This window comes from Paeniglutamicibacter kerguelensis, from assembly GCF_017876535.1.
Classification (GTDB): Bacteria; Actinomycetota; Actinomycetes; order Actinomycetales; family Micrococcaceae; genus Paeniglutamicibacter; species Paeniglutamicibacter kerguelensis.
On sequence record NZ_JAGIOF010000001.1, the window covers coordinates 2,670,440 to 2,692,658 of the forward strand.

A 22,219-nucleotide genomic window follows, 5' to 3' on the forward strand; every position below is an offset into this window, starting at 1 on the left:
TGCTACCTGGCCAAGCCCATGCGTTTGGACAGGACCTCCAGGCCGTCGGCGAGGCCAACTTTGGCTGCTTTCCAGGAGTGTCCCATGCCAGCAACCTTCGCATCCACGACGATCATTCCGGCGGCCTTGGCGGCCGCCGAAAGCGTGCCCATCTCCGGTCCGTAATGGTAGTCGTCCGCGCCAACGGAAAGGTAGGCGAAACTGTGGTCGTACTTGTTTCGGCTGAGCAACGCCAGCGGCGTCTTGGCATCAAAGGCCGCCGTGTTGCCGCCGAACGAATGTTGGATCGTGACCGTTCTGTTGGCGGTCAGCGCGGGCTCGAGCTGGCCCGACAGATCAAGGATATTCGGGTAAATCGCCGGTTGCTCGGTGCCCAGCCGAATCGCGCAAGTTCCGCCAAATGAGAATCCGCCAAAGGCCCATCGCGACGTATCTGCTTGGACATCGAGATTCGTCTTCATCCACTTCGGGACATCCACCGAGAGATACGTTCCTGCCTTGGCGATTTGGCTGTCCATGCACATCGTGTTCCCGTTCTGGCTGCCGTTGGGATCCACGACCACCACGACCGGAGCCAGCCCGTGATGTGAATGGGCAAACTTGTTCATGATGTGCGCGAGATTGCCTGAATCGATCCAGCGTTGGGACTCCCCGGCTGCCCTGCCACCATGACCATCACCGGCAGCTGCGGCCTGTTCGCAACCAGGTATGCCGGCGGCAGGTAGATCACCGCCTTGCGGGCGGAGAATCCGGAGACAGTTCCCGGGATGCTGTTCTCGAAAAGCTTGCCGCTTTTCGGCATGTCGGCCGGCGCCTTCCACCCTTGAATCGCGGGGAGCTTGGAACCCGTTGCATGGGCCAGTCCTTGGGGAGTGCGCAGGTCGTTCCGGCTCAGTGTCGGCAGTCCCGAGGTATCCGCATCGTAGAGACTCCCGATGTTCACATATTGGCCAAAGTAGGCGTTGACCTGAACCGCTGACAGGAGGACCACCGCAACCACGGCAAGCGGGATGCCCAGCCTTCGCCAGGCCCAGACGCCCCGCAATCCGAGAATCCCCAGGAATACGGCAAACGTTCCCACGCAGCCCCAGGCAAGCACGGACCCGGGCATGGGCTCGGGAAGAACATAGAAAACCCATACCGACAACCAATGCGCAACGAGCGTCACCATAACGGCCGCTACCGCCACAACCACGATCCTCAGCAACCACCTGGATTGCTTGCGGGGAAGCAAAAGGAAAAGCATCCCGATCACTGCGACGATCCAAACGGTTGTTGGAAACCAACCGCCAACCAAACTGATCGAATTCACGAACACCATAGCCGTTTCCGTCTCGTCAGCTGCAAACAGTCCCGTGGCCCAACACCCCGTCCAGTTACGACATTAAGCCGATTTTCGGTCGACACTTCCGTGGGCAAACTGTGCAACTTCGGCAAACATTCTAGGAAAAGCCTGCGGCCGGATCTCGGACGGCCATGGCCCCGCGGTTTCACCGGGTTCCCCCGATGTCTTGGAACCGTTTCCAAATGTGCGTCCGGTTCCGTTTCGCTTCCGGCCAACAACGCCAGGCCCGGAAGAAGCCGTCACCGCCATGCGCCCGGTTTTTGCAGGGACGCCACCCTTCTAACGGGTCAGTCCTTCCACTGCGTGACTATGTCCGTGGCAAGTGCGCTGTCATTGGATGAATCGCTTACCGACCAGGCCAGGTACTCGCCCTGGCAAAGGCTGCTGCCGAACAGTTCCGGCTCCTTCACGGCACGCAGCGTCTGCATCTTGGTGTCATAAACGTACTGCGATCCAACACCTTCACCGTTGGCATCGGTGTAAGTCCACGTCACCATGTCCCCGCAGTGTGCCAGGCCCTCAAGGTAGGAATCCTGCGGTTCCGGGAACGCAATGACGTTCTTGCTCTTGGTGTCCACAACGAATGTTTCCCCGTTGAAGGAGAAGGACAATGCTTTGCCGGAACCGTTGAACGTCTCGAAGGTGCTGCCCGACGGCGCGTTTTCAGCGATCTTGAGCAAGTCCGTCTTGGTTCCGTCGTTGTTCAGAAGCACTATTCCCTGCGCATCGTCCAGCGTGGGAACGTTCAGGTCTCCTTCTCCCCCTTCCCCGTCGAGCTTTTCGAGTCTCACTGCCGCCACGGCATCGCCCAGGGACACCGGGTAGGCAACCCCGGATTCCTCGAGGCGAATTTTCCCTTGGGCGGCCATGTCGGTAGATACGATTTGGGTGTTGAGCACTCCCCCGATGTCCGACCCAACGGTGGTGTGCCAATACACGCGGTCACCATGGATGATTGGCGCGATGCCGCCCATGCCAGCCCCCGAAGAAGGATCGTCGACGTTCTCGCTGGACTTCGCGAGCAGCACGGGCACGGATGCATCGGCACGCTTGGCGAAGATCTTCCAGCTGGTGGCAACAAGGGTGGTGTCCGGGGTTTCGGACCAAACGAAGCTTTCACCGTCGGAGTCACCGCTTTGCAGCTGACGGATTTCGTTGGAAGGCGCCGACCCTGTGGCATCGGGCCATGCCTTGAATTCGGCGCCGACCACCATGCCGACGCGCGAACCCGTGGCGGGGTCTTCCGTGGCGGCGTCGATCCCCTGGTTCTGCATCATGGATCCCACCAGCCTGCCCTCGCGGTCCAGGCCGAACGATCCGAAAGATTCGCTGCCAAGGGCCCATTGTTCGGTGGTGGACACCTGCTTGAAGTCCTTGCCGGCCACGGCCTCGGTGGCCGACTGCAGATCGACCCTGCTGACCATGAATTCGCTACCGTCCGACCATTCCAAGGCGGAGTAGCCGACGGGTTCGTGCGCCACCGCCTTCGGGGTTTGGCTGGCGCATCCCGTGACCGCCAACGCGGCAACACCCGTCAGGGCAGCCAACCATGAACCTCGTCCATACCCCATACGTAAATCGCCCCGTTCCTTCGTTGTGCTGCAGTTGGGAAACGGCGCGGTGCGATCCCTGGCTTTGCAGGTGGTTTTCCTGCCCAGCGGCTCATCGTGTAGTCGCTTGCGCCACTGGCGCCATCCCGAACCCGGCGCGCAAGCGACACTTTTCGGAATTGGCCATCCGTTGCGCCGGACGGCCTGCAAACTTCCGACTAGACTACCGCAAGGGCGCCTGCTTCCCATGTCAGGCGTTGCTTCCCGGGTCGGAAACGGTGCCGAAGCCTCTTTTTGACGAACCCGCTTTCAGCGTGATTCACCTTGTGATCCACGGCAAGGAACCTTCGGCCAGTCCACCCGCGTCCAACCCAGAAAGCCCGATGCCCCGTGCCTTTTGCAGATGAAATGCTCAGCGAAGACGACCTATCCAGGCTCATCGGATTGATCTCGGATACCAATCCCGCCGAACCGCTTACGTCCCTGCGCGCAGTGCAAGGGAACCTTGGACCAAGGGGCATCCATGAACGCATCGCACTGATCGCCGCGGCCCTTCGTGATGACATCGAGCCATCGCTCGACGTCACGGCCACGTACCTCCTGGACTCCAATGATTTCGCGGGTTGGATGACGCTGGCGGTGTCGGATGCCCTTGTCACCCGGGAGATTCCGGATCTGGACACGACACTCGAACTGCTTCGACGCCTAACACCCCGGCTGAGCAGCGAATTCGCCATGCGAAAACTGATCGCTTCCAAACAGGACGATGTATGGCCCACCGTTCTCCGGTGGACACAAGATGCCGATCCGGACGTTCGAAGGTTGGCTTCGGAATGCACCCGGCCGCGACTGCCCTGGGCCATGCGGCTGGACCACCTTGCCAAGGGTGAACGGTACTCCGGCCCGATTCTTGACGCACTGCACAACGACACATCGGACTTCGTTCGCCGTTCGGTCGCAAACCACCTCAACGACATCAGCAAGATCAACCCCGAGCTGGCACTGCGGTTCGCACGGCGATGGGCGGTGGACGGCAGTGCCCAAAGCCGAAAGCTGATTCGACTTGGCTTGAGGACACTGATCAAGGAAGCGAATCTCGATGCCTTGGCGATGGTCGGCGTGGAAGGATCGCGACGCTTGTCCATCTCCGGACCCGTCGTCGAGCGGAAGTCCATCCGCCTCGGGGAATCGCTGGGTTTCTCTTACGCGGTGACAAATGAAGAAAGCACACCGACCACCGTCGTCATTGACTACGTCATCCATTTCATGAAGGCCAACGGCCGGACGCGACCCAAGACATTCAAGCTCAGCACGCGCACCCTTGACTCCGGCGAAACCTGGACAGGACGGCGGGAGCATGGCATCGTGCCCCTCAGTACCCGGAAGTACTACCCGGGAATCCATTCGGTTGAACTCAGGGTCAACGGAAATGCCACGGTGGCGCAACCCTTCTCCTTGGAGGTGCCGGACCCTGATCCTCGTTGAGCCAGCAGGGCTTCCTGCGTGTTTGGTCGCCCCGTGGTCGAACCACCGGCCAAACGTAAAGGGCCCCGCGCAGCGAATGCACGGGGCCCTTCCGGACACCCTGCCGGACCCGCATCGAAACCGGCACAACAGGGTGCATTCCGCGGCTTCCCCCAAGAAAGACGCGGAAAATGTGTTGCTTGGCCCATCGGGCCGGCAGCGCGTTTGCCGAGGGACGTTTAACCCTCAAATGAGTGGAGTCGGTTGCCGGCCAATAGCGACGCGGGCAACCAAAAAAATCGCGGGCATGGCGGGGTGGAATCCTGAAAGCAGGCATGAAAAAATCCCCGCCTTCGCAAGGAAGACGGGGATCCATCTGTAGCGGCTCCGGGACTCGATCCCGGGACCTCACGATTATGAGTCGTGCGCTCTAACCAGCTGAGCTAAGCCGCCACGAATGGTAATACCCGCGTCCGCGTCACGTTCCCTTACGGGCAGACTCAAACGCGGGCCATTCCATTCAGAGCCCCCCACCGGAATCGATCCGGTGACCTCGTTCTTACCAAGAACGCGCTCTACCACTGAGCTAGGGGGGCAACGAGTAAGAACTCTACCAGCATTTTTCGGCACTGTGAAATCGAGATGCACTTTTGTGGCCGACGACACAAAATCTGCCAAAAGGGGCACGTCAGGATGTCATTTGCGTCGATATTCGGTGATACACATCACGGATGATCCTTGGGTGGGCAATCTCAGCGGCGCACGCGGGTGCCCGGGACGGAACCTTCAGCGACCACGGATGCCATTCGGAGGGCACCCGCGGCCAGGATTCCCCGGGCACGAACAAGCTCATCAGTCTCACCGAAGCCCGCCGGGCCGTCCCCTGCCAGGGACGAAACGGCGTCCACGGCATCGAGTCGGTACTCCGCCAAGGATTCGGTGCCGACGCAGCATAGTCGCTCGGTGGAACCTCGGCTGCAACGACAAGCACCGTGGCGGCCAACCCGTCACCTGCACCGTGCCCCGTTGCATCGCAGGCGTTGCGGCCACGGGAGGGGAAGCCGAAGTCATGCAGGACTCCGGCGAATACCCGCACCCAGGTTTGCCCGCCTTCCCGGTGCGGCTCAAGGCACAGGGCATCTGGTCAATGGATCTGCCGGCGCCAGCGTGGCTGTGCAGCGCGCGGGACCCGGCACCTTTCACCGACAACCTCATGAACCCGGCCAGAGAGGCCACCAGCGCCGTCATCACCCTGCCAGCGGCTCCAGTGGTCGATGGCCGACGCGCGAAAGACGGGGCTGGGTCACGGACTTGGCCGGCCATCGGCCGGTTTCCGGGGAAAGCAAAACCCCCGGCGGGGGTGCCCAACCTTTCCAGGAAGGACACCCCCATCGGGGGTTTTGTCTATTTAGCGCTTAGTAGTCGCGACGACGCGGGGCGCTGGTGCCACCTGCGGTGCGCGGCTTGCGCGAGCCGCCGAAGCGGTTCTCTCCGCCGCCGGCGTTGCCGCGGTATCCACCGCCGCCACCCTGGCCACCACGCTCGCCACCGCGATCGTTGCGGTCGCGGTCGTAACCGCCACGGCCGCCTTCGGAGGAGCCGCCTTCGCTGCGACGGTCGCTGCCGCCGCGGTATCCGCCGCCGCCACCCTGGCCGCCGCGGTAACCGCCGCCGCCACCCTGGCCGCCACGGTAACCGCCGCCGCCACCCTGGCCGCCACGGTAACCGCCGCCGCCTTCACGGCCGCCTTCACGATCGCTGCGCGGGCTACGGCCGTTGTCCAGCTCGAGGTGGATCAGTTCGCCACCGATGCGGGTGCGGGACAGCGACTGCAGCTGCTCCGAGGAAAGGTCCGCCGGCAGTTCCACGAGGGTGTGGTCGGCACGGATGTCGATGCCACCGATCTGAGCGGAGGTCAGGCCGCCTTCGTTGGCAAGTGCGCCAACGATGGAGCCCGGCATGACGCGCTGGCGACGGCCAACCGCGAGGCGGTAGGTGGCGTTGCCTTCGGTCAGTGCACGCGACGGGCCGCGGGAGCCGAAGCCGTCCTTGCCGCCGCCTGCAAGGCGGGCCTGCTTGGCCGGGGCCGCAGGCATTTCCTGCATGAGCAGCGGGCGGCCGCCCTGTGCCATGTGTGCGAGGGCCGCGGCGATCTCGACTTCGGTGACGTCCTCGTGCTCGGCGGAGTACTTCTCCACCAGGTTGCGGAAGACCGTCAGGTCTTGCGAGGAGATGGTCTCACCGATCTGGTCGGCGAACTTTGCCAGGCGCTTGTCGTTCACGGCGTCAACGCTCGGCAGGTGCATGTGCTCAACGGTCTGGCGGGTGGCCTTTTCGATGGCACGCAGCAAGTACTTTTCGCGCGGGGTCATGAAGAGGATCGCGTCGCCCGAGCGGCCTGCACGGCCGGTGCGGCCGATGCGGTGGACGTAGGACTCGGTGTCGTGCGGGATATCGAAGTTGATCACGTGGGACACTCGCTCAACGTCAAGGCCACGGGCCGCGACGTCGGTGGCAACCAGGATGTCGATCTTGCCATCGCGAAGGTTCTCGATGGTGCGCTCGCGCTGCTGCTGCGGGATGTCACCGTTGATGGCTGCAGCGGTGAAGCCGCGGGACTTGAGCTTGTCGGCCAGGTCCTCGGTTGCCATCTTGGTGCGCACGAAGGCGATAACGCCTTCGGACTTCTCCGATTCCAGGATGCGGGTCATGGCGTCGAGCTTGTGGGCTCCCATGACCTGCACGTAGCGCTGGCGGATGTTGCTGCCGGTGCTGCTCTGCGACTTGACGGAAACTTCCTGCGGGTTGCGCAGGTACTGCTTGGAGATGCGGCGGATCGAGGAAGGCATGGTGGCCGAGAACAGCACAACCTGCTTCTCTTCCGGGGTTGCCTCGAGGATCTTGTCGACCTCTTCGGCGAAGCCCATGCGCAGCATTTCGTCGGCCTCATCCAGGACCACGTACTGCAGGTCCGAAAGGTCCAGGGAACCCTTGTTGATGTGGTCGATGACGCGGCCGGGGGTGCCGACGACTACCTGTGCGCCACGGCGAAGGCCGTTGAGCTGCGGGCCGTAGGCGGATCCGCCGTACACGGGAAGGACGGTGAAGTCGCCCATGTGCTTGGCGTAGGAGGTGAATGCTTCGGCGACCTGGAGCGCAAGCTCACGGGTCGGGGCAAGAACCAGGACCTGGGTCTTGCGGGCGGTGCCGTTCAAGTCGGCCAGTTCGGCCATCTTGGACAGGGCAGGGAGGGCGAATGCGGCGGTCTTGCCGGTGCCGGTCTGGGCAACGCCGACAACGTCGCGGCCCTCGAGCAGCAGCGGGATGGTTGCTGCCTGGATCGGGGACGGCTTTTCGTAGCCAAGGTCGGAAACGGCGGCGAGAACGCGGCCGTCCAGGCCCAGATCGCTGAAGAGAACTGCGTTTTCTTCGGTCTTGGTCTCGGCGGTGGTGTTCTGGTTTTCGGGCATGTCAGTAGACAAGGAAAATTACCTCATTCATAGGGGCGGATAAACCCCGTTTCAACGAGGCTCCGCAGCACAATCGGACTCAATCACTTTGGTCCGGCGACTCCCCTATGAAAGAAACATCCCGCACAATTTGGCGGGCTCACACACGACGAGCTTCTGCCTCAAATATTGGGCAGAATGCGAGGGAAGCCGGATACAGCGAACACCTAAGCTTATCGCCCCCCGTCTGAAACGGGGGTCTTTTTGCCCGGTGAGCTTGCGCACACAGCCGCGTGCCGCGGCCTTTGTGGGCGGTCGCACCCGGCCCACTTGGGCGGATCTACTCGGCGAACCCGAGTTGCCGAAGCTTGGCGAGGATCTTTTCCGGAAGCGGGACACCGGTTGCCGCCTGTTCGTCGAGCATGGCCTGCGCCTGCCCCGGCGTGGGTCCCGTGAAGACATCCCGCACGCTGACCCCGTGCGCGGGTCTGGACACGACCTCGATGGAGTCGCCGGCCCGGATCTTGCCGACCCGGACAACTCTGAGGTAACAGCCGACATCGCCGCGTTCTGTGAAGCGGGCGACCCAGTCGTCTTCCCGGACATGCCGCGCAAAGGTGGAGCATGGCGTGCGTGGCAGCGTGACTTCCACGACAACGTCCCTGCCGATCCGCCAGCGCTCCCCCACAATGGCGTCCGTGGTTGCCCGCGAGGAGACCCTCAGGTTTTCGCCAAAGTATCCGGCGGGGATCTCGCGGACCAGCTCCAGGGCCCAGCGTTGCGCTTCGGCCTCCGAATAGGCGTAGACCGCCTGATCAAATCCCCCGTGGTGCACGCGGTCGGCCTGCACGTCGGCATAGAGCCCGATCTTGCCCACCTTGACCGGCCCGGGCACCGCGCGCTTGTCAATCGCCGTGACACCGATACCGCGGTCGGGCTTCAGCGCATGGACCACACAGACGTGTTCCAGGGTCCCGGTTCCGGGCCCATGGTGGTTCGCTGTTTCCGCGTTGGCCTGTGCACTCATGATTCGCAGTCTATGCCAGGGAGAGGAAAAGCTTCTCAAGTTTCTGGCGATCCAGGGTCCCGGCGCCCTCTTCGTTCGCCTCCGCCTGCATGCATGACTGCAGCCCGCTGGCGATGATGCTGAACCCGGCACGGTCCAAGGCCTTGGACGCCGCCGACAGCTGGGTGATCACGTCAGCGCACTCCTGGCCGTCCTCGATCATGCGGATGACGGCGCCTAGCTGCCCCTGCGCGCGCTTGAGCCTGTTGAGTACCGGTTTGAGTTCCACTGGGTCCAGTTCCATGCCTCGACAATATGCCCCCGGGGGTAATTTGGGCCAACCGGGATGCTGATGGCCGGTCTTCGTTGTTTACACATGCGCCGGGCCAGGCCCCCGGGGCGAGCCGGGTTCCCCGATCTCATTTCCAAACCATTTCCGGTATCCTCCCGAACATGAACTTGCTAGATAATGACGCCTTTGCCGGTTGGCTGGCAGACCAAGGCGACCTCCTCTGGACCGAGAACGACATGCTCGACCACCGGGCACTGCCCGTCAAGGTAGCCGACTAAGGCCATGGGTTCGGACAACCAGACCAGGCTGCAGTCCCCGCCGCACCCCGTGCCGCACTCACTGGTGGTGGCCCGCTGGTGGTGGGCCGCCATCGCGCTTGCTGCGCTGGGCTTCGCCGCGAGCTTCTTCTACAACTCCACGCAGCGCCCGGCCGCCGAGGCGCCCGGGCTGTGGGCCGCGGGCATTGCGCTCATCGGGATCGGGCTGCTCGTCGGCTTCGCCGTCGTCCAGCTGTGGCGCGGCAAGCTGGCGGGACGGCTGTCGCTGACCTGGTGCGGGTTGATCATCGGGCTGCCGCTGTTGACCCGCGGCTTCCGGCTCGGCATCTTTGCCGCGCTGGTGCTGGTCGGTGTCGCCCTGCTGTGGACCCCGGCCAGCATCAGGTTCTTCGCCCCGCAGGCCAAGGCCGCGCGGGACCTGCGCAAGGCCGAACGTGCGGCACGCCGGCAGCAGGGTTCCGCCAAGTAGCCGGACGAACGGCAAATCCCAAACCACCAATGGCCGGGGCCCGCGCGGAATTTTCCGCGCGGGCCCCGGCCATTGGTGTCCAGGTTGCCCCTGAAACCGGGGTGGAGCCGGGGTCAGAGCTTGGCGAACGCCTGCTCCAGGTCCGCGATCAGGTCCGCGGTGTCCTCGATGCCCACCGAAAGGCGCAGCAGGTTCACCGGAACCGCCAGCTCGGTGCCCTTCACCGAGGCGTGGGTCATTTCCGAGGGGTAGTTCATCAGCGATTCGATGCCTCCCAGGGACTCTGCCAAGGTGAAGATGCGGGTCGCCTCGGCCACCGTGCGGGCCGCGGCCTCGCCGCCGGTGAACTGCACGGAGACCATGCCGCCGAAATCGCGCATCTGCTTCTTGGCCAGCGCGTGGCCCGGGTGGTCCTCCAGGCCCGGGTAGTGCACGGCCTCGACCTCGGGGCGCCCGGCCAGCCACTTGGCAACGGCCATGGCGTTCTCCGAGTGTGTGCGCATGCGCACGCCCAGGGTCTTCAGCCCGCGGGTGGTCAGGAAGGCGTCCATCGGGCCGGAGACGGCGCCGACGGCAAACTGGATGAAGCCGATCTTCTCCGCCAGCTCCGCGTCCTTGACGATCACGGCGCCGCCGACCACGTCCGAGTGCCCGCCGATGTATTTGGTCGTCGAGTGCACCACCACGTCCGCGCCCAGGGCCAGCGGCTGCTGCAGGTACGGGGAGGCGAAGGTGTTGTCCACCACCAGCAGGGCGCCGGCATCGTGGGTGATCTTCGCGATGGCCTCGATGTCGGAAATGCGCATCATCGGGTTCGACGGGGTCTCCACCCAGACCAGCTTGGTGTTGTTCGCGGCGATGGCCTCGGCGAGCGCCGCGTGGTCGGCCATGTTCACCGGGGTGTTGCCGATCCCCCAGCCGCCGAGCACCCGGGAGATCAGCCGGTAGGTTCCCCCGTAGGCGTCGTTGCCCAGCACGATGTGGTCCCCCGGCACCGCAAGCGCGCGGATCAGCGAATCCTCCGCGGCGAGGCCCGAGGAGAAGGAGAAGGCGTGGGTGCCGCCCTCCAATGCTGCAAGCTGTTCCTGCAGGGAGTCGCGCGTGGGGTTTCCGCCGCGGCCGTATTCGTAGCCTGCGCGCAGGTTGCCGATGCCGTCCTGGGCGTAGGTGGAGGAGAAGTGCAGCGGGGGCACGACGGCGCCGGTGCGCGGCTCGAAGGCCTGGCCGGCGTGGACGGCGCGGGTGTTGAAGCCCTGGTTGGCGTGGGTGTTTTCGCTCATGGTGTCGGGTGTCCTTAGTGGGTGAGGTAGGTCAGCAGGTCGTGGCGGGTGACCACCCCGACGGCCTCGCCGTCGTGGGTGACCAGCAGTGCGTCGTGGTCTGCCAGCAGGGTGCGGGCGTTGTCGATGGATTCGTGCACGCCGATCATCGTCAGCGGGATGGTCGCCAGCGGACCGACCGGGTCGGTAAGGGAGATTTCATTGCGGAAGAGCTTCTCGGTGAGCGCGCGCTCGTCGATGTAGCCGCGCACCTCCCCCAGCCGCACGGGCGGCTCGGTGCTGAGCACCGGAAGGGCGGAGACCCCGTATTCGTTCATGATGCCGATCGCGTCGCGCACCGATTCGTTGGGGTGCACGTGCACCAGGTCCGGGAGGCTGATGTCCTTGGACCCCAGCAGCTTGGCCACAGTGTCCTGCCCCTCGGTGGACAGGAACCCGTAGGAGCGCATCCAGGCGTCGTTGAAGATCTTGCCCAGGTAGCCGCGTCCGCCGTCCGGTGCGATGACAACCACCACGGCGTCGGAGGGCAGGTCGCGGGCCAGGCGCAGGGCAGCAGCCACCGCCATGCCGGACGAGCCGCCAACCAGCAAGCCTTCTTCCTTGGCCAGGCGGCGGGTCATCTCGAATGCCTCGGCGTCCCCCACGGGCAGCACCTCGTCCGGGACGGACTTGTCATAGTTGTCCGGCCACATGTCCTCCCCCACGCCTTCGACGAAGTAGGGTCGTCCGGTGCCGCCGGAGTACACGGAGCCGTCGGGGTCCACGCCGATGACCCGGACGGGGCCGCCGGGGCGGTCCGCGGAGATTTCCTTGAGGTAGCGCCCTGTGCCGGTGATGGTTCCGCCGGTGCCGGCGCCGATGACCACGTGGGTGACGGTGCCGTCGGTGTCGGCCCAGATTTCCGGGCCAGTCGATTCATAGTGGCTGTCGGGGGCCGCGGGGTTCGAGAACTGGTCGGGCTTGTAGGCCCCCGGTATTTCCCGCACCAGGCGGTCGGAGACCCCGTAGTAGGACTCCGGTGATTCGGGTGCCACCGCGGTGGGGGTGACAACGACCTCTGCACCGTAGGCACGCAGCACGTCGCGCTTTTCCTCGCCGACCTTGTCCGGGGTGACAAAAATTGTTTTGTACCCCTTGAGCTGGCCCACCATGGCCAGTCCGACCCCCGTGTTTCCGCTGGTTGGTTCCACGATGGTGCCGCCGGGCTGCAGTTCCCCGCTGGCCTCGGCTTTCTCAACCATTTTCAGGGCGATACGGTCCTTGATGGACCCTCCCGGGTTCAGGTATTCGAGCTTGAGCAGTACCTTTGCCTCGATTCCGGCGGTGACTGCGTTGAGCTGAACCAGTGGCGTGTTGCCGATCAGGTCAAGGACTGTGCGAGCGTACTTCATGGCGCACACTCTACCGGCGCAGCGTAACAATTTCGCGGCGATACGTAGTGATTCTTCATGAGCGGCAGGGCCGCGTAACACCCGGTGCGGGGCCGGTGGGAGGATTGAACCATGGTCCTCGATGTTGCACACCAGCTTCCCCCCAGTGATGCGCATGCCGTTTGGGATCCGCAGGGACCTTACTCGCTGCGGTCGACTCTTTCCATCCTGCAGCGCGGCCCGCAGGACCCCACCACCCGGGTGGGCGCATCCCAGGCCTGGTTGTGTTTCCGCACCACCGAGGGCCCCGTCACCCTGCGCGTCTCCCGCACGGAGGGTCTGCATTCGGAGGTGGTGCTGCAGGCATGGGGCCCGGGAGCGCAAACTGCCGTGGCCCAGGGCCTGCGGTTGGTCGGCGCCCACGACGACTGGAGCGCCTTTGAAGCTCCTGCCTTCAGGGAAATCGTGCCGCCCGTTGTCGCACAAACCCGCAGGGTGAACCCCGGGCTGCGCTTCCCCGCGACGGGGCGCATCTTCGACGCGCTGTTCCCCGCCATCCTCGAGCAAAAGGTAACGGTCATCGAGGCCCACTACGCGTGGAAGTACCTCGCGCTCGCCGTGGGCGAGGTCCCGCCTGCCCCCGCGCCGGCCGGCATGCGCCTGCCTCCCACCCCAGCTGCGGTCCGTTCGCTGCAACCGTGGCAGTGGCACCAGGCGCGCGTCGATGCCAAGCGGTCTTCCACGGCAGTGCGGGCTGCCGCCCTTGCTTCGAGCCTGGAACGCTGGGGCGCACTGGCGCTGGGGAGCAAACGCGAGGGTGTCTTGGGGGCCGGGACCATCGACGCCGCGCTGGGCTCGATTCCCGGGATTGGCCCTTGGAGCATCGCAGAGGTGCTGCAACGCACGCACGGGGCGCCGGACCACGTTTCCGTCGGCGACTACCACTTGGCGGCCTTCGTCGGCCAGGTCCTGACCGGGCGCAGGGTTGATGATGCGGGGATGCTCCGGCTGCTGGCGCCCTATGCGGGACACCGGCAGCGCGTGGTCAGGCTTTTGGGAGCCTCGGGGGTGCGCAAGCAGGCCTTCGGTCCCAGATTGGCGCCGATGGACCACCGGCGCCGCTGAAGCGCAGTTACTGAGCTTGTGCTTCCTGCTCGGCGATCTGTGCGTGAACCTGTTCCATGTCGATGCCCTTGACCGCAACAACCAGGTCGTCGAGCTGCGAGGCATTCAGCGCACCGGGCTGCGAGAAAACGAGCACCTTGTCGCGGAAGGCCATCAGGGTGGGGATGGAAGTGATGTTTGCGGCACGTGCCAGGCCTTGTTCGGCCTCGGTGTCGACCTTGGCGAATTTTACGTCCGGGAATTTTGCCGAAACTTGTTCGTAGACAGGGGCAAATTGGCGGCAAGGTCCGCACCATTCAGCCCAGAAATCTACGAAGACAATGTCATTTTCTTCCAGTGTCGTAGTGAACTCAGCTTCGGTGATATTGATGGTAGCCATACCTCCACGGTACCGCTTACAGCCGTTCATGCTTCAGTTATCCCCAATTTGTGGTCTTGGGCACCACACCGCCGCACCGGCCCATCGGGTGCGCAAGTGGCGCGTATCCACAACCCCGGCGCCGCCGTCCCATTCCCCTTTCCGCGCTTCTATCCTCAAGGGGAACCCATTGGAAAATGAAGGGAACGGACCATGACACGCTGCACCTTGTTGCTGATCACCACCGGCGAATCCGGGCGCAAGGCACTCTCCGAGGGAATGCTGCTTGCCGAAAGCTATGTCGACGGGCTGCCCGTGGACCTGGCCATCACCGATTCAATGCCGTTTGCCATTGCGCCTGCGTCCCGGATCCAGAAGCGCGTTTCATATCCCTCCCCGCTGAACGATCCCAGCGCGGCGGCAACGGCCGTGGGGTCCCTCCAGGCCATCTGGGATGGAAACACGTGGTTGACGCCGGGTTCCTGCCCTCCGAAGCCGCAGGCTGACAACGGGGCGACCGAATGGCAGTGGGCGCATTACAACGCGGTGTTGCAGGCTCCGGGCGACTCCATGATGTTGCTCTGGGATGTATTTGTGGTTCCCATGGGTGAGCGCATGGCGGCTTAGGTCTCCGGCAAATTCCTCAGCCACCTCAAGGTATCGGGTGGGGCACATTGGCTACGGGGCGCCAACCGGCGGAAGCCGCTGCAGCAATAAGGGTGAATTTGGGCATGAAAAAAGCTCGAGTCCAAATCTTTCGATTTGGACTCGAGCTTCATTCGTGGCAGATACTGGATTCGAACCAGTGAAGGCGTTGCCAGCTGATTTACAGTCAGCCCCCTTTGGCCGCTCGGGTAATCTGCCGAATTTGTTCCCTTCGGAACGAGTAGAAACTCTACATGACTTTTTCCGAAAGATAAAATCGGGTGGCACGTGAGCTGCCCCACACTCAACTTTTGGGCATTTGCGGCACCCCGGTAGTCTTGTATTCAAAGCCCATTCTCTACTCATAGGAGGCTCCCATGGCGAGCGATTCAACCTTTGATGTTGTCAGCAAGGTCGACAGCCAAGAAGTGTCCAACGCACTGAACCAGGCCCAGAAGGAAATCGTGCAGCGCTACGATTTCAAGGGCGTCGGCGCAGAGGTCGATTTCAGCGGCGAGAAGATCCTGATGAAGGCAAACTCCGAGGAACGCGTCAAGGCCGTTCTCGACGTTTTGCAGTCCAAGCTGGTCAAGCGCAACATTTCCCTGAAGTCCTTGGACGCCGGCGAACCCTACCCCTCGGGCAAGGAATACCGCATCGAGGCAACCATCGTTGAGGGCATTGCCCAGGATGTTGCAAAGAAAATCAACAAGCTCATCCGCGACGAAGCGCCCAAGGGTGTGAAGTCCACCATCCAGGGTGACGAACTGCGCGTTTCCTCGAAGTCCCGCGACGACCTGCAGGCCACCATGGCACTGCTGCGGACCTTCGAAGATGCGGATCTTCAGTTTGTGAACTTCCGCTAACCCGCCTTTGATAGCGACGATGGGCCCGCCACCTCGGATTCGAGGTGGCGGGCCCATCTGCATTCCAGGATTGAGCAGTGCGTGGTCCAGACTGCTACCGCACCGGGAACCGCGGCGCCAAAATCAGGATTCGAACAGTGTTTGGCCCAGGTATCCTCCGGGCTTGACCCCCGGCGGAACGGCAAAGAGGCCCGATCCGGTGTGCCGCAAGTACTCGAGGGAAAGGACGTCATTCCTGGCCATTGCCGACTGCATGGGGACGTAGTGCGTCCTCGCATCCACGACAAACGCAATGAAGAACAGCCCTGCGTCCAACTTGCCCAGCCCGTCCGAGCCGTCGGTGTAGTTGAAGCCGCGACGAAGCATTTGCACCCCGTTGTTGTGGTTCGGGTGCGCAATCGAAACGTGCGAGTCCACGGCAATCAGCGGTCCCTCGCGGCCCTGCATACCGAAGTCCGGCTCGGTGAATTCCCCGCCGCCCGAGAGCGGCGCCCCTTCCTTCTTGGTGCGGCCGATGAGGCCTTCCTGCTCGCGCATGGACGTGCGGTCCCAGATTTCGATGTGCATGCGGATTCGACGCGCAACCATGTAGGTTCCGCCGTTCATCCATGCTTCCGGTCCGCTGGCATCGCTCACCCACACGTGCTGGTTGACCAGGTCGGCGTTTTCCTGCTTCAGGTTTGCGGTGCCGTCCTTGAAGCCGAAGAGGTTCCGGGGCGTCGCCTGGGTCGTGGAGGTCGATGACGTACGGCCGAAACCGATCTGGGACCAACGCACGCTCGCCCTGCCAAAGGCGATCCTTGCCAGGTTTCGCACGGCATGCACGGCCACTTGGGGATCGTCGGCGCAGGCCTGGACAATCAGGTCGCCTCCGCTGCGTCCCTCCTCCAAGGCGTCACCGACGAAGTGAGGCAGATCGATCAGCGCCTCGGGCAGCTTCCCGGCCAGGCCGTAGCGGTCCTTGCCGTCTTTCTCAAAGAGCGTCCGGCCGAATCCGACCGTCACGGTCAGGTGGCTGGCGCCCAGGTCCAGAGCCTCACCGGTGTCGTCCGGCGGGGCATCGTAGTTGCCGTCGGTGGCACCTTCCCCGATCTCGCGTCCCTGCGTCAGCGCAGCGATCGCCTCGGTCCAGTCCTTGAGCAGGGAAACCAGGGATTCGCGCGTGCTTGCCGTGACATCAAACGCAGCGATGTGCATGCGGTCCTGCGCCTCGGTCACGATGCCGGCCTGGTGATCCCCGTAGAAGTCGACGATCGTGCCGGCTGGCTTGGGGTCCGTGGCCGCGTTGACCGCATTGACGCCCAGGGCGCCAACGGCCAAGCCGATTCCGCCGGCACCGGCAACGCCAAAGAGGCCGCGCCTGCTGATGCCCCGCGATTTCGGCTTGTCGTCGTTGGCGACGTCCTTGGGTTTGTCCATCGGGTGCTACTTCACCACTGCGGCGGTGAGCTTGGACAGCGGCTCGCCCAGCGCGTCCACGGCCGAGCTGAGCTCCTTGATCTGGGCGGGGGTCAGATCCGTGTAGAGGACATAGCCATCGCCCTTCTTGTACTGGTCCAACAGGCCCTGCAGCGTGGCGAAGTTGGTTTCCAGGGCCGAATCCAACTCGGCGTCGTTCTCGGTCAGCAACGGGCGCAGGTCCTCGTAGGCGATGCGCGCACCTTCGACATTTGCCTGGAAGTCCCACAGGTCGGTGTGCGAGAAGAACTCCTCTTCGCCCGTGACCTTGCCGGTGGCAACCTCATCCAGCAATTCCTTGGCGCCGTTGGCCAGCTTGTCGGGCGTGTAGGTCAGTTCCCGGGTGCGGTTGTTGAGGTCAATGGTGTCGGCAACCATCTTGTCGGCCAGCTTCTGGCGTTCGGCCTGCGTCATGGCGGTGTAGCCCTTGGGTGCCCACAGGTCCTTTTCGGCCCGGTGCCAACCCGTGAAGGGGTCGCCCTTTTCCAGGTCGGCCTCACGTGCGTCCAACATGGGGTCGAGGTCGCCGAAGGACTCGGCGACCGGTTCGATGCGTTCCCAGTGCATGCGCACGGCAGGGTAGAGTTCACGGGCCTTGTCGACATCCCCCGCGGCGAAAGCCTCGGCGAATTCATTGGTGCCCTCGACCAGCTGCTGCGCCTGGTCCTTGACGTAAGCGGAGTACAGGCTCACGGCGGTGGCCTGAAGCGCTGCGCGGTCGGCGCTGACGGTTTCCCCTTCCGGCGCCTTGGTCACGGCGAAAGCGGCACGAATGCCGTCGCCCACCATGCCCGGCTTGCAAGCGGTGAAGTACTTTCCCTCCGGCGCAATGACCACGAGGTCACGGCTGAGTCCCGGGCCCACGTTTTCAACTTCGCCGACGATTCGCAGGCCGTCCTCGGCCAACAGGTAGAACTCGGTCACCTGGGTGCCTTCGTTCTTGACGGAGAACTTCATGGTTCCGCCCGGCGCGGTGCCGGCGGAGAGCGTGCAGGCATCGGCCGTGCTGGTGACCTGGATGGCTCCGTCGCCTTCGGCGGACGGGGTGTTGGTTGTGCAACCGGTCAGGGCCAGCGCCGCTACCGAAACGGCCGCGGTGAAGTGAAGGGGTCGGGCAAGCTTCATGAGGGTTCCTTGGGTGTGAAAGTGGTGTGAAAACTAGACGGTGCGGGCTGCGCCAGATGCGACCCGCGAGGCCTTCTTTGGCGCAGCGATCCGGCGGAAGAAAATGAACGTCACGGGAACCACGTAGGCAACCCAGACGATTGCCTCGAGCCATGTGGTCGCTGGTGAGAAGTTGAATACGCCCTTGAGCAGCGTTCCCAGGAAGCTGCCCGGGGCGATGATGTGCGAAACGTCGAAAGCGAGGTTGTGCAGGCCCGGCAGGATTGCCGCCTCCTGAAGGTCGTGGACGCCGTAGGCCAGGACGCCGCCGGCAACAATGATCAGGGCGGCGCCGGTCCAGGTGAAGAACTTGGAAAGGTTGATCTTCAGGACTCCTCGCTGCAACAGCCCACCCAGGCCGATGGCTACGATGATGCCCAGTGTCGCGCCCAACAACGGCTGCCAGGTCTCACCCGTGGCACGGGTTGCGGCCCAGAGGAACATTGCTGTTTCCAGGCCCTCGCGGCCCACCGCGAACGCCCCCACCAGGACCAGCCCCCAGGCTGAGCCTTCGGCCACTTGGTCTACTTTCCCGCGAAGGTCCGCGGCCAGGGTTTTGGATGCACTCGCCATCCAGAAGACCATCCACGTCACGAATCCCACGGCAACGATGGACAGGCTGCCGCCGATCGCTTCCTGGGCTTCAAAGGTCAGCCCGCGCGGCCCGAAGGTCAGTAGTGCGCCGAACCCCAGGGAAACCGCAACGGCGATGCCGACTCCGGCGAAAATCCGGGGAATAAGCTCATTCCGTCCGGTCTTTTGCAGGTATGCCAACAGCAGCACAACTACAAGGACAGCTTCGAGCCCTTCGCGCAGGCCGATGAGAAAGTTCGCGGTCATGATTTACCTTCGTGGGTTCAGCGTCAACCGGCAGACACCGACACTGCGGCGCCCCACCCATTAGGCGTGACTGGTGCCAATAGGCCACATGCCCATTGCCTAATGAGGTTACGCCCTGCTTACTTCAAGCCGCAAACCGAAAGCGACGTAACAAAGTGTGCCGCTCAACCCGCTGAGGCTTCCGCTCACAGCTTTCCGAAGCTTCACTTGGCGATACGGACCACCGTCCGATCGTGTTCACGATTCGGCATTTCCTTAGATTACGGCTGTTTTGAGCCGGGTTTCCACAGTTTTGAGGCACGGCAATGGCCGCCGTCCGGCAGTCGGAGAGCCAACTCAGGAACGCGGGCCTGGCCATGAAAAAACTCCCGTTTCCCCAGTAACGGGGAAACGGGAGCGAAAGGCTGTTTTGCCCGGTGCCACCCTGACTGGGCTAGTAGCCCAGCGGGCGGCCAGCCATCTTTTCCAGGCGAGCCACACGGTCGTCCATCGGCGGGTGGGTGGAGAAAAGCTTCTGGGCTCCCCCGGCAAACGGATTGGCGATCATCAGGTGCGAGGCGTTCACCAGGCGCTGGTCGTCGCTCGGCAACGGGGCGCGCTGAACTCCACCCTCGAGCTTGCGCAGGGCCGAGGCCAGCGCCAGCGGGTCGTTGGTCAGCTTGGCCCCGTCCTCGTCGGCGTCGTACTCGCGGGTGCGGCTGATCGCCATCTGGATCACGGTGGAAGCCAGCGGGGCCAGCAGTGCCATCGCGATCATGGCCAGCGGGTTGGCGTTGCGGCGGTCCCCGCCGCCAAAGAAGAGCAGGAACTGGGCCAGCGAGGTGATGACGCCTGCCACCGCTGCGGCCACGGAGGAGGTGAGGATGTCGCGGTTATGGACGTGCATGAGTTCGTGCCCCAGCACCCCGCGAAGTTCCCGTTCGTTGAGCAAATGCAGGATGCCCTCGGTGCAGCACACCGCCGCATTCTGCGGGTTGCGGCCCGTGGCAAACGCGTTCGGGGCGGCCGTGGGCGAGACATAGAGACGGGGCATCGGCTGCTGGGCCGCTGCCGAAAGCTCGCGCACGATCTTGTACATGGCAGGCTGTTCGGCCTCGGTGACCGGGTAGGCCTGCATGGAGCGGATGGCGATCTTGTCACTGTTCCAGTAGCCATAGGCCGTGGTGGCCAGGCCGATGAGCGCAAAGATCCAGATGAAACTGCTGCTTCCGGTCCCCGAAGCCAACAGACCGCCAATGGCCAGCAACAGGGCGAACATGCCACCAAGCAACCCCGCAGTCTTCAGACCGTTGTTGTGATTGTGCACTGTGGTTTTCTCCTCGAAGAACGGTTCACGGCTTCATGCACCGCTTGTTGTATCAACTGTAGTCAACGTGCCTTGGTGAGTCTTTGTTCCCCGCTGGGATGTTGCCGGGAGTTTGGGGTGCGGCGGCTCTGGGAATGCTTCGGGGCGTGGGGTGGCGCGAGTCGTAGCGCAGGAATCCGGGCTGTGCACGCATGAGAAGCGCCGCGGCGAGCACGCAGGCGATCCCGCCAAGGAGCAGCGTTGCGCCCTCGCCGATTCCGCCGGCCACGCCGCCGGAGATCATCTCGCCCAGCCTCGGGCCGCCGGCGACGACCACGATGAACACGCCCTGCAACCGCCCGCGCAGATGGTCCGGGGTCGCGGTTTGCAGGATGGTGGTGCGGAAGACCGAGGAGATCGCGTCGGCAACACCCGCCACGGCCATGCACAGTGCGGCCGGCCACAGCCAGGCGCTGGCCTCCCCGCCGGCAGGGAGCGGCTGGCGCGAAGCCAACAGCACCACCAATCCGAAGGCCCCGATGCTCACATCCCAGGCCACCACTGACACGAACACCGCAACTCCCTGACGGCGGATGCGTCCCAGCGGGCCCGAGAACAGCCCGGCCAGGAATGCCCCCATGGCTGTGGCGGCAAGCAGCAGGCCCATCGTGAGTTCCCCGCCGCCGATCAGCACGGCGCCCACGGCCGGAAGCAGGGCCCGCGGGGCCGCAAGCACCATGGCCGCCAAGTCAATCAGGAACGTCATGCGGACGTTGGGCTGGGTGCCCAGGAAACGGAATCCCTCGACGACCGACCGCAGCCCCGCCTGCCCGGCCTTACCGTTGGGCGGCAGTGCCGGGAGCATGTATACGGACCATACGGCGGCGGTGTAGGTCAGCACGTCGATTCCGTAGGTCCAGCCGAAGCCGATCCGAGCCACCAGGATTCCGCCCAGCAGCGGTCCCACCATCTGCGCGATTCCGAAGGTGACCATGTTCAGCGAGTTCGCGGCAGGCAGGAGCTTGAGGCCGACGATTGCGGGGATGATTGCGCCGCGGGCCGGCTGGTTGATTCCGCCAGCCGCCGAATGGACGGCCACCAGGCCGTAGAGCACCCAGACGTTGTCCACGCCGAGCCATGCCTGCGCCGCGATCGCGGCGGTGGCCGCCCACAGGACGAAGGCGGAGGCCAAAGCCACCTTGCGCCGGTCGTGGGCATCGGCGATCGAGCCTCCATAGAGCCCCGTCAGCACCAAGGGAACCAGGGCGAAGGCGCCAAGCAGGCCCACGTAGAGGCTTGACTGGGTCAGCTCGTAAACCTCCAGGCTGACCGCCACAAGCGTCAACTGCCCGCCTACCGCGGAGAGCGCATTGCCGATCCAGAGCCTCTTGAATGCCGGGCTTTCGCGTAGTGGACTCAGGTCAGCAAGGATTCGTGGCACCCAACGAGTCTAGCCACGCATGACACGCCACACAGCCCGCTTATCTTGACTTATTCAAAATAAGCGTGTGGAATAGTTCACATGGACCATTCGACACAGATGCGGGATCTAGGGCTGCGGGTAACCCGCGGCCGCCTTGCCGTGCTCGAGGTCCTTGACCGGCATCCGCATTCCTCGGCGGAAGATGTTGTGGAAAAAGTTCACAGCGATTTGCCTGATGTTTCGATCCAGTCGGTCTACAACGTGCTTAATGATCTAACCGAGCAAGGCATCTTGCGCAGGTTCACTCCCCCTCATTCCGCGGCACTCTACGAAACCCGCGTGAATGACAACCACCACCATGCCATCTGCACCGGTTGCGGCCGGGTCGAGGACGTGGACTGCGCGGTGGGCCACGCCCCCTGCCTGACCCCCTCGGACGACCATGGCATGGCCATCCAGATTGCCGATGTCCTTTACCAGGGCATCTGTGAAGACTGCAGGAAAGCAGCGGATTCCTAGAGCAAGTCCGTTGCACTGCAGAGTTACCAACCC

21 protein-coding genes and 3 tRNA genes are annotated in these 22,219 nt (G+C 63.8%); 7 read left to right on the forward strand and 17 right to left on the reverse strand.

Going from position 1 to position 22,219, the window contains the following annotated elements; translation table 11 throughout:
* Positions 1 to 2: 2 nt before the first annotated feature.
* The 3 genes from JOF47_RS12245 to JOF47_RS21960 form a co-directional block, all read right to left on the reverse strand.
* Entirely contained in the window at positions 3 to 608 is a 606-nt protein-coding gene (locus tag JOF47_RS12245; RefSeq protein ID WP_209998651.1) for an alpha/beta hydrolase-fold protein, read from the reverse strand.
* Entirely contained in the window at positions 605 to 1,189 is a 585-nt protein-coding gene (locus JOF47_RS12250; protein ID WP_209998654.1) for an alpha/beta hydrolase, read from the reverse strand. The genes JOF47_RS12245 and JOF47_RS12250 overlap by 4 nt, the downstream gene beginning before the upstream one ends.
* A 443-nt stretch (positions 1,190 to 1,632) precedes the next feature.
* Positions 1,633 to 2,892 (reverse strand): hypothetical protein, encoded by a 1,260-nt coding sequence (locus JOF47_RS21960; protein WP_245356350.1) that lies wholly within the window; start codon positions 2,890 to 2,892, stop codon positions 1,633 to 1,635.
* Positions 2,893 to 3,285: 393 nt separating this feature from the next.
* On the opposite strand from JOF47_RS21960, the gene JOF47_RS12265 reads away from it, so the two are divergent.
* Positions 3,286 to 4,380 carry a DNA alkylation repair protein gene (locus tag JOF47_RS12265; protein WP_209998664.1) on the forward strand — a complete coding sequence of 365 codons (1,095 nt, stop codon included), beginning with the start codon at positions 3,286 to 3,288 and terminating at the stop codon, positions 4,378 to 4,380.
* A 358-nt stretch (positions 4,381 to 4,738) separates the two neighbouring features.
* Here the strand turns inward: JOF47_RS12265 and JOF47_RS12270 are convergent.
* Both JOF47_RS12270 and JOF47_RS12275 read right to left on the reverse strand, forming a co-directional pair.
* Positions 4,739 to 4,812, reverse strand: a tRNA-Met gene (locus tag JOF47_RS12270).
* Between the two features lie 71 nt (positions 4,813 to 4,883).
* Positions 4,884 to 4,955: transfer RNA gene (locus tag JOF47_RS12275), tRNA-Thr, on the reverse strand.
* A 135-nt stretch (positions 4,956 to 5,090) separates the two neighbouring features.
* Between JOF47_RS12275 and JOF47_RS12280 the strand changes: the two genes are divergently transcribed.
* Positions 5,091 to 5,315: a hypothetical protein gene (locus tag JOF47_RS12280; protein ID WP_209998672.1), complete on the forward strand. Its 225-nt coding sequence runs from the start codon at positions 5,091 to 5,093 to the stop codon at positions 5,313 to 5,315.
* A 459-nt stretch (positions 5,316 to 5,774) separates the two neighbouring features.
* Here the strand turns inward: JOF47_RS12280 and JOF47_RS12285 are convergent, their stop codons facing one another.
* From JOF47_RS12285 to JOF47_RS12295, 3 genes are all read right to left on the reverse strand, one after another.
* Positions 5,775 to 7,829 (reverse strand): DEAD/DEAH box helicase, encoded by a 2,055-nt coding sequence (locus JOF47_RS12285; protein ID WP_209998675.1) that lies wholly within the window; start codon positions 7,827 to 7,829, stop codon positions 5,775 to 5,777.
* Positions 7,830 to 8,148: 319 nt separating this feature from the next.
* Positions 8,149 to 8,835, reverse strand: a complete 687-nt coding sequence (locus tag JOF47_RS12290) for an MOSC domain-containing protein (RefSeq protein WP_209998678.1) — start codon at positions 8,833 to 8,835, stop codon at positions 8,149 to 8,151.
* Positions 8,836 to 8,845: 10 nt separating this feature from the next.
* On the reverse strand, positions 8,846 to 9,118 hold the full coding sequence (locus tag JOF47_RS12295; protein WP_209998680.1) for a metal-sensitive transcriptional regulator: 273 nt from the start codon (positions 9,116 to 9,118) through the stop codon (positions 8,846 to 8,848).
* 270 nt (positions 9,119 to 9,388) lie between these two features.
* On the opposite strand from JOF47_RS12295, the gene JOF47_RS12300 reads away from it, so the two are divergent.
* Positions 9,389 to 9,853: a hypothetical protein gene (locus tag JOF47_RS12300; RefSeq protein WP_209998682.1), complete on the forward strand. Its 465-nt coding sequence runs from the start codon at positions 9,389 to 9,391 to the stop codon at positions 9,851 to 9,853.
* A gap of 113 nt (positions 9,854 to 9,966) precedes the next feature.
* On the opposite strand, the gene JOF47_RS12305 is transcribed toward JOF47_RS12300, so the two are convergent.
* Together JOF47_RS12305 and JOF47_RS12310 are read right to left on the reverse strand one after the other, a co-directional pair.
* Positions 9,967 to 11,133, reverse strand: coding sequence for a cystathionine gamma-synthase (locus tag JOF47_RS12305; RefSeq protein WP_209998685.1), 1,167 nt, complete (start codon positions 11,131 to 11,133; stop codon positions 9,967 to 9,969).
* A gap of 14 nt (positions 11,134 to 11,147) precedes the next feature.
* Entirely contained in the window at positions 11,148 to 12,524 is a 1,377-nt protein-coding gene (locus JOF47_RS12310; protein ID WP_209998688.1) for a cystathionine beta-synthase, read from the reverse strand.
* Between the two features lie 111 nt (positions 12,525 to 12,635).
* On the opposite strand from JOF47_RS12310, the gene JOF47_RS12315 reads away from it, so the two are divergent.
* Entirely contained in the window at positions 12,636 to 13,628 is a 993-nt protein-coding gene (locus JOF47_RS12315; protein WP_209998690.1) for a DNA-3-methyladenine glycosylase family protein, read from the forward strand.
* Positions 13,629 to 13,635: 7 nt separating this feature from the next.
* Here the strand turns inward: JOF47_RS12315 and trxA are convergent, their stop codons facing one another.
* Positions 13,636 to 14,007 carry a thioredoxin gene (trxA, locus tag JOF47_RS12320; protein ID WP_209998693.1) on the reverse strand — a complete coding sequence of 124 codons (372 nt, stop codon included), beginning with the start codon at positions 14,005 to 14,007 and terminating at the stop codon, positions 13,636 to 13,638.
* A 192-nt stretch (positions 14,008 to 14,199) separates the two neighbouring features.
* On the opposite strand from trxA, the gene JOF47_RS12325 reads away from it, so the two are divergent.
* Positions 14,200 to 14,613, forward strand: a complete 414-nt coding sequence (locus tag JOF47_RS12325; protein ID WP_209998695.1) for a hypothetical protein — start codon at positions 14,200 to 14,202, stop codon at positions 14,611 to 14,613.
* 155 nt (positions 14,614 to 14,768) lie between these two features.
* Here the strand turns inward: JOF47_RS12325 and JOF47_RS12330 are convergent.
* A tRNA-Tyr gene (locus JOF47_RS12330) sits at positions 14,769 to 14,850 on the reverse strand.
* 158 nt (positions 14,851 to 15,008) lie between these two features.
* Here JOF47_RS12330 and JOF47_RS12335 point away from each other — a divergent pair.
* Positions 15,009 to 15,497, forward strand: coding sequence for a YajQ family cyclic di-GMP-binding protein (locus JOF47_RS12335; RefSeq protein ID WP_209998697.1), 489 nt, complete (start codon positions 15,009 to 15,011; stop codon positions 15,495 to 15,497).
* Positions 15,498 to 15,620: 123 nt separating this feature from the next.
* Here JOF47_RS12335 and efeB read toward each other — a convergent pair whose 3' ends face one another.
* The 5 genes from efeB to JOF47_RS12360 form a co-directional block, all read right to left on the reverse strand.
* A complete protein-coding gene (gene efeB, locus JOF47_RS12340) occupies positions 15,621 to 16,916 on the reverse strand; it encodes an iron uptake transporter deferrochelatase/peroxidase subunit (protein WP_209998699.1) in 1,296 nt (431 codons plus the stop codon).
* Between the two features lie 6 nt (positions 16,917 to 16,922).
* Positions 16,923 to 18,080: an iron uptake system protein EfeO gene (gene efeO, locus JOF47_RS12345; protein ID WP_209998707.1), complete on the reverse strand. Its 1,158-nt coding sequence runs from the start codon at positions 18,078 to 18,080 to the stop codon at positions 16,923 to 16,925.
* Positions 18,081 to 18,113: 33 nt separating this feature from the next.
* On the reverse strand, positions 18,114 to 18,959 hold the full coding sequence (gene efeU / locus JOF47_RS12350) for an iron uptake transporter permease EfeU (protein WP_209998709.1): 846 nt from the start codon (positions 18,957 to 18,959) through the stop codon (positions 18,114 to 18,116).
* Between the two features lie 433 nt (positions 18,960 to 19,392).
* Positions 19,393 to 20,265, reverse strand: coding sequence for a zinc metalloprotease HtpX (gene htpX, locus JOF47_RS12355; protein WP_209998718.1), 873 nt, complete (start codon positions 20,263 to 20,265; stop codon positions 19,393 to 19,395).
* A gap of 52 nt (positions 20,266 to 20,317) precedes the next feature.
* Positions 20,318 to 21,685, reverse strand: coding sequence for an MFS transporter (locus JOF47_RS12360; RefSeq protein ID WP_209998720.1), 1,368 nt, complete (start codon positions 21,683 to 21,685; stop codon positions 20,318 to 20,320).
* Positions 21,686 to 21,766: 81 nt separating this feature from the next.
* On the opposite strand from JOF47_RS12360, the gene JOF47_RS12365 reads away from it, so the two are divergent.
* A complete protein-coding gene (locus JOF47_RS12365) occupies positions 21,767 to 22,186 on the forward strand; it encodes a Fur family transcriptional regulator (protein ID WP_209998723.1) in 420 nt (139 codons plus the stop codon).
* Positions 22,187 to 22,219: the final 33 nt, after the last annotated feature.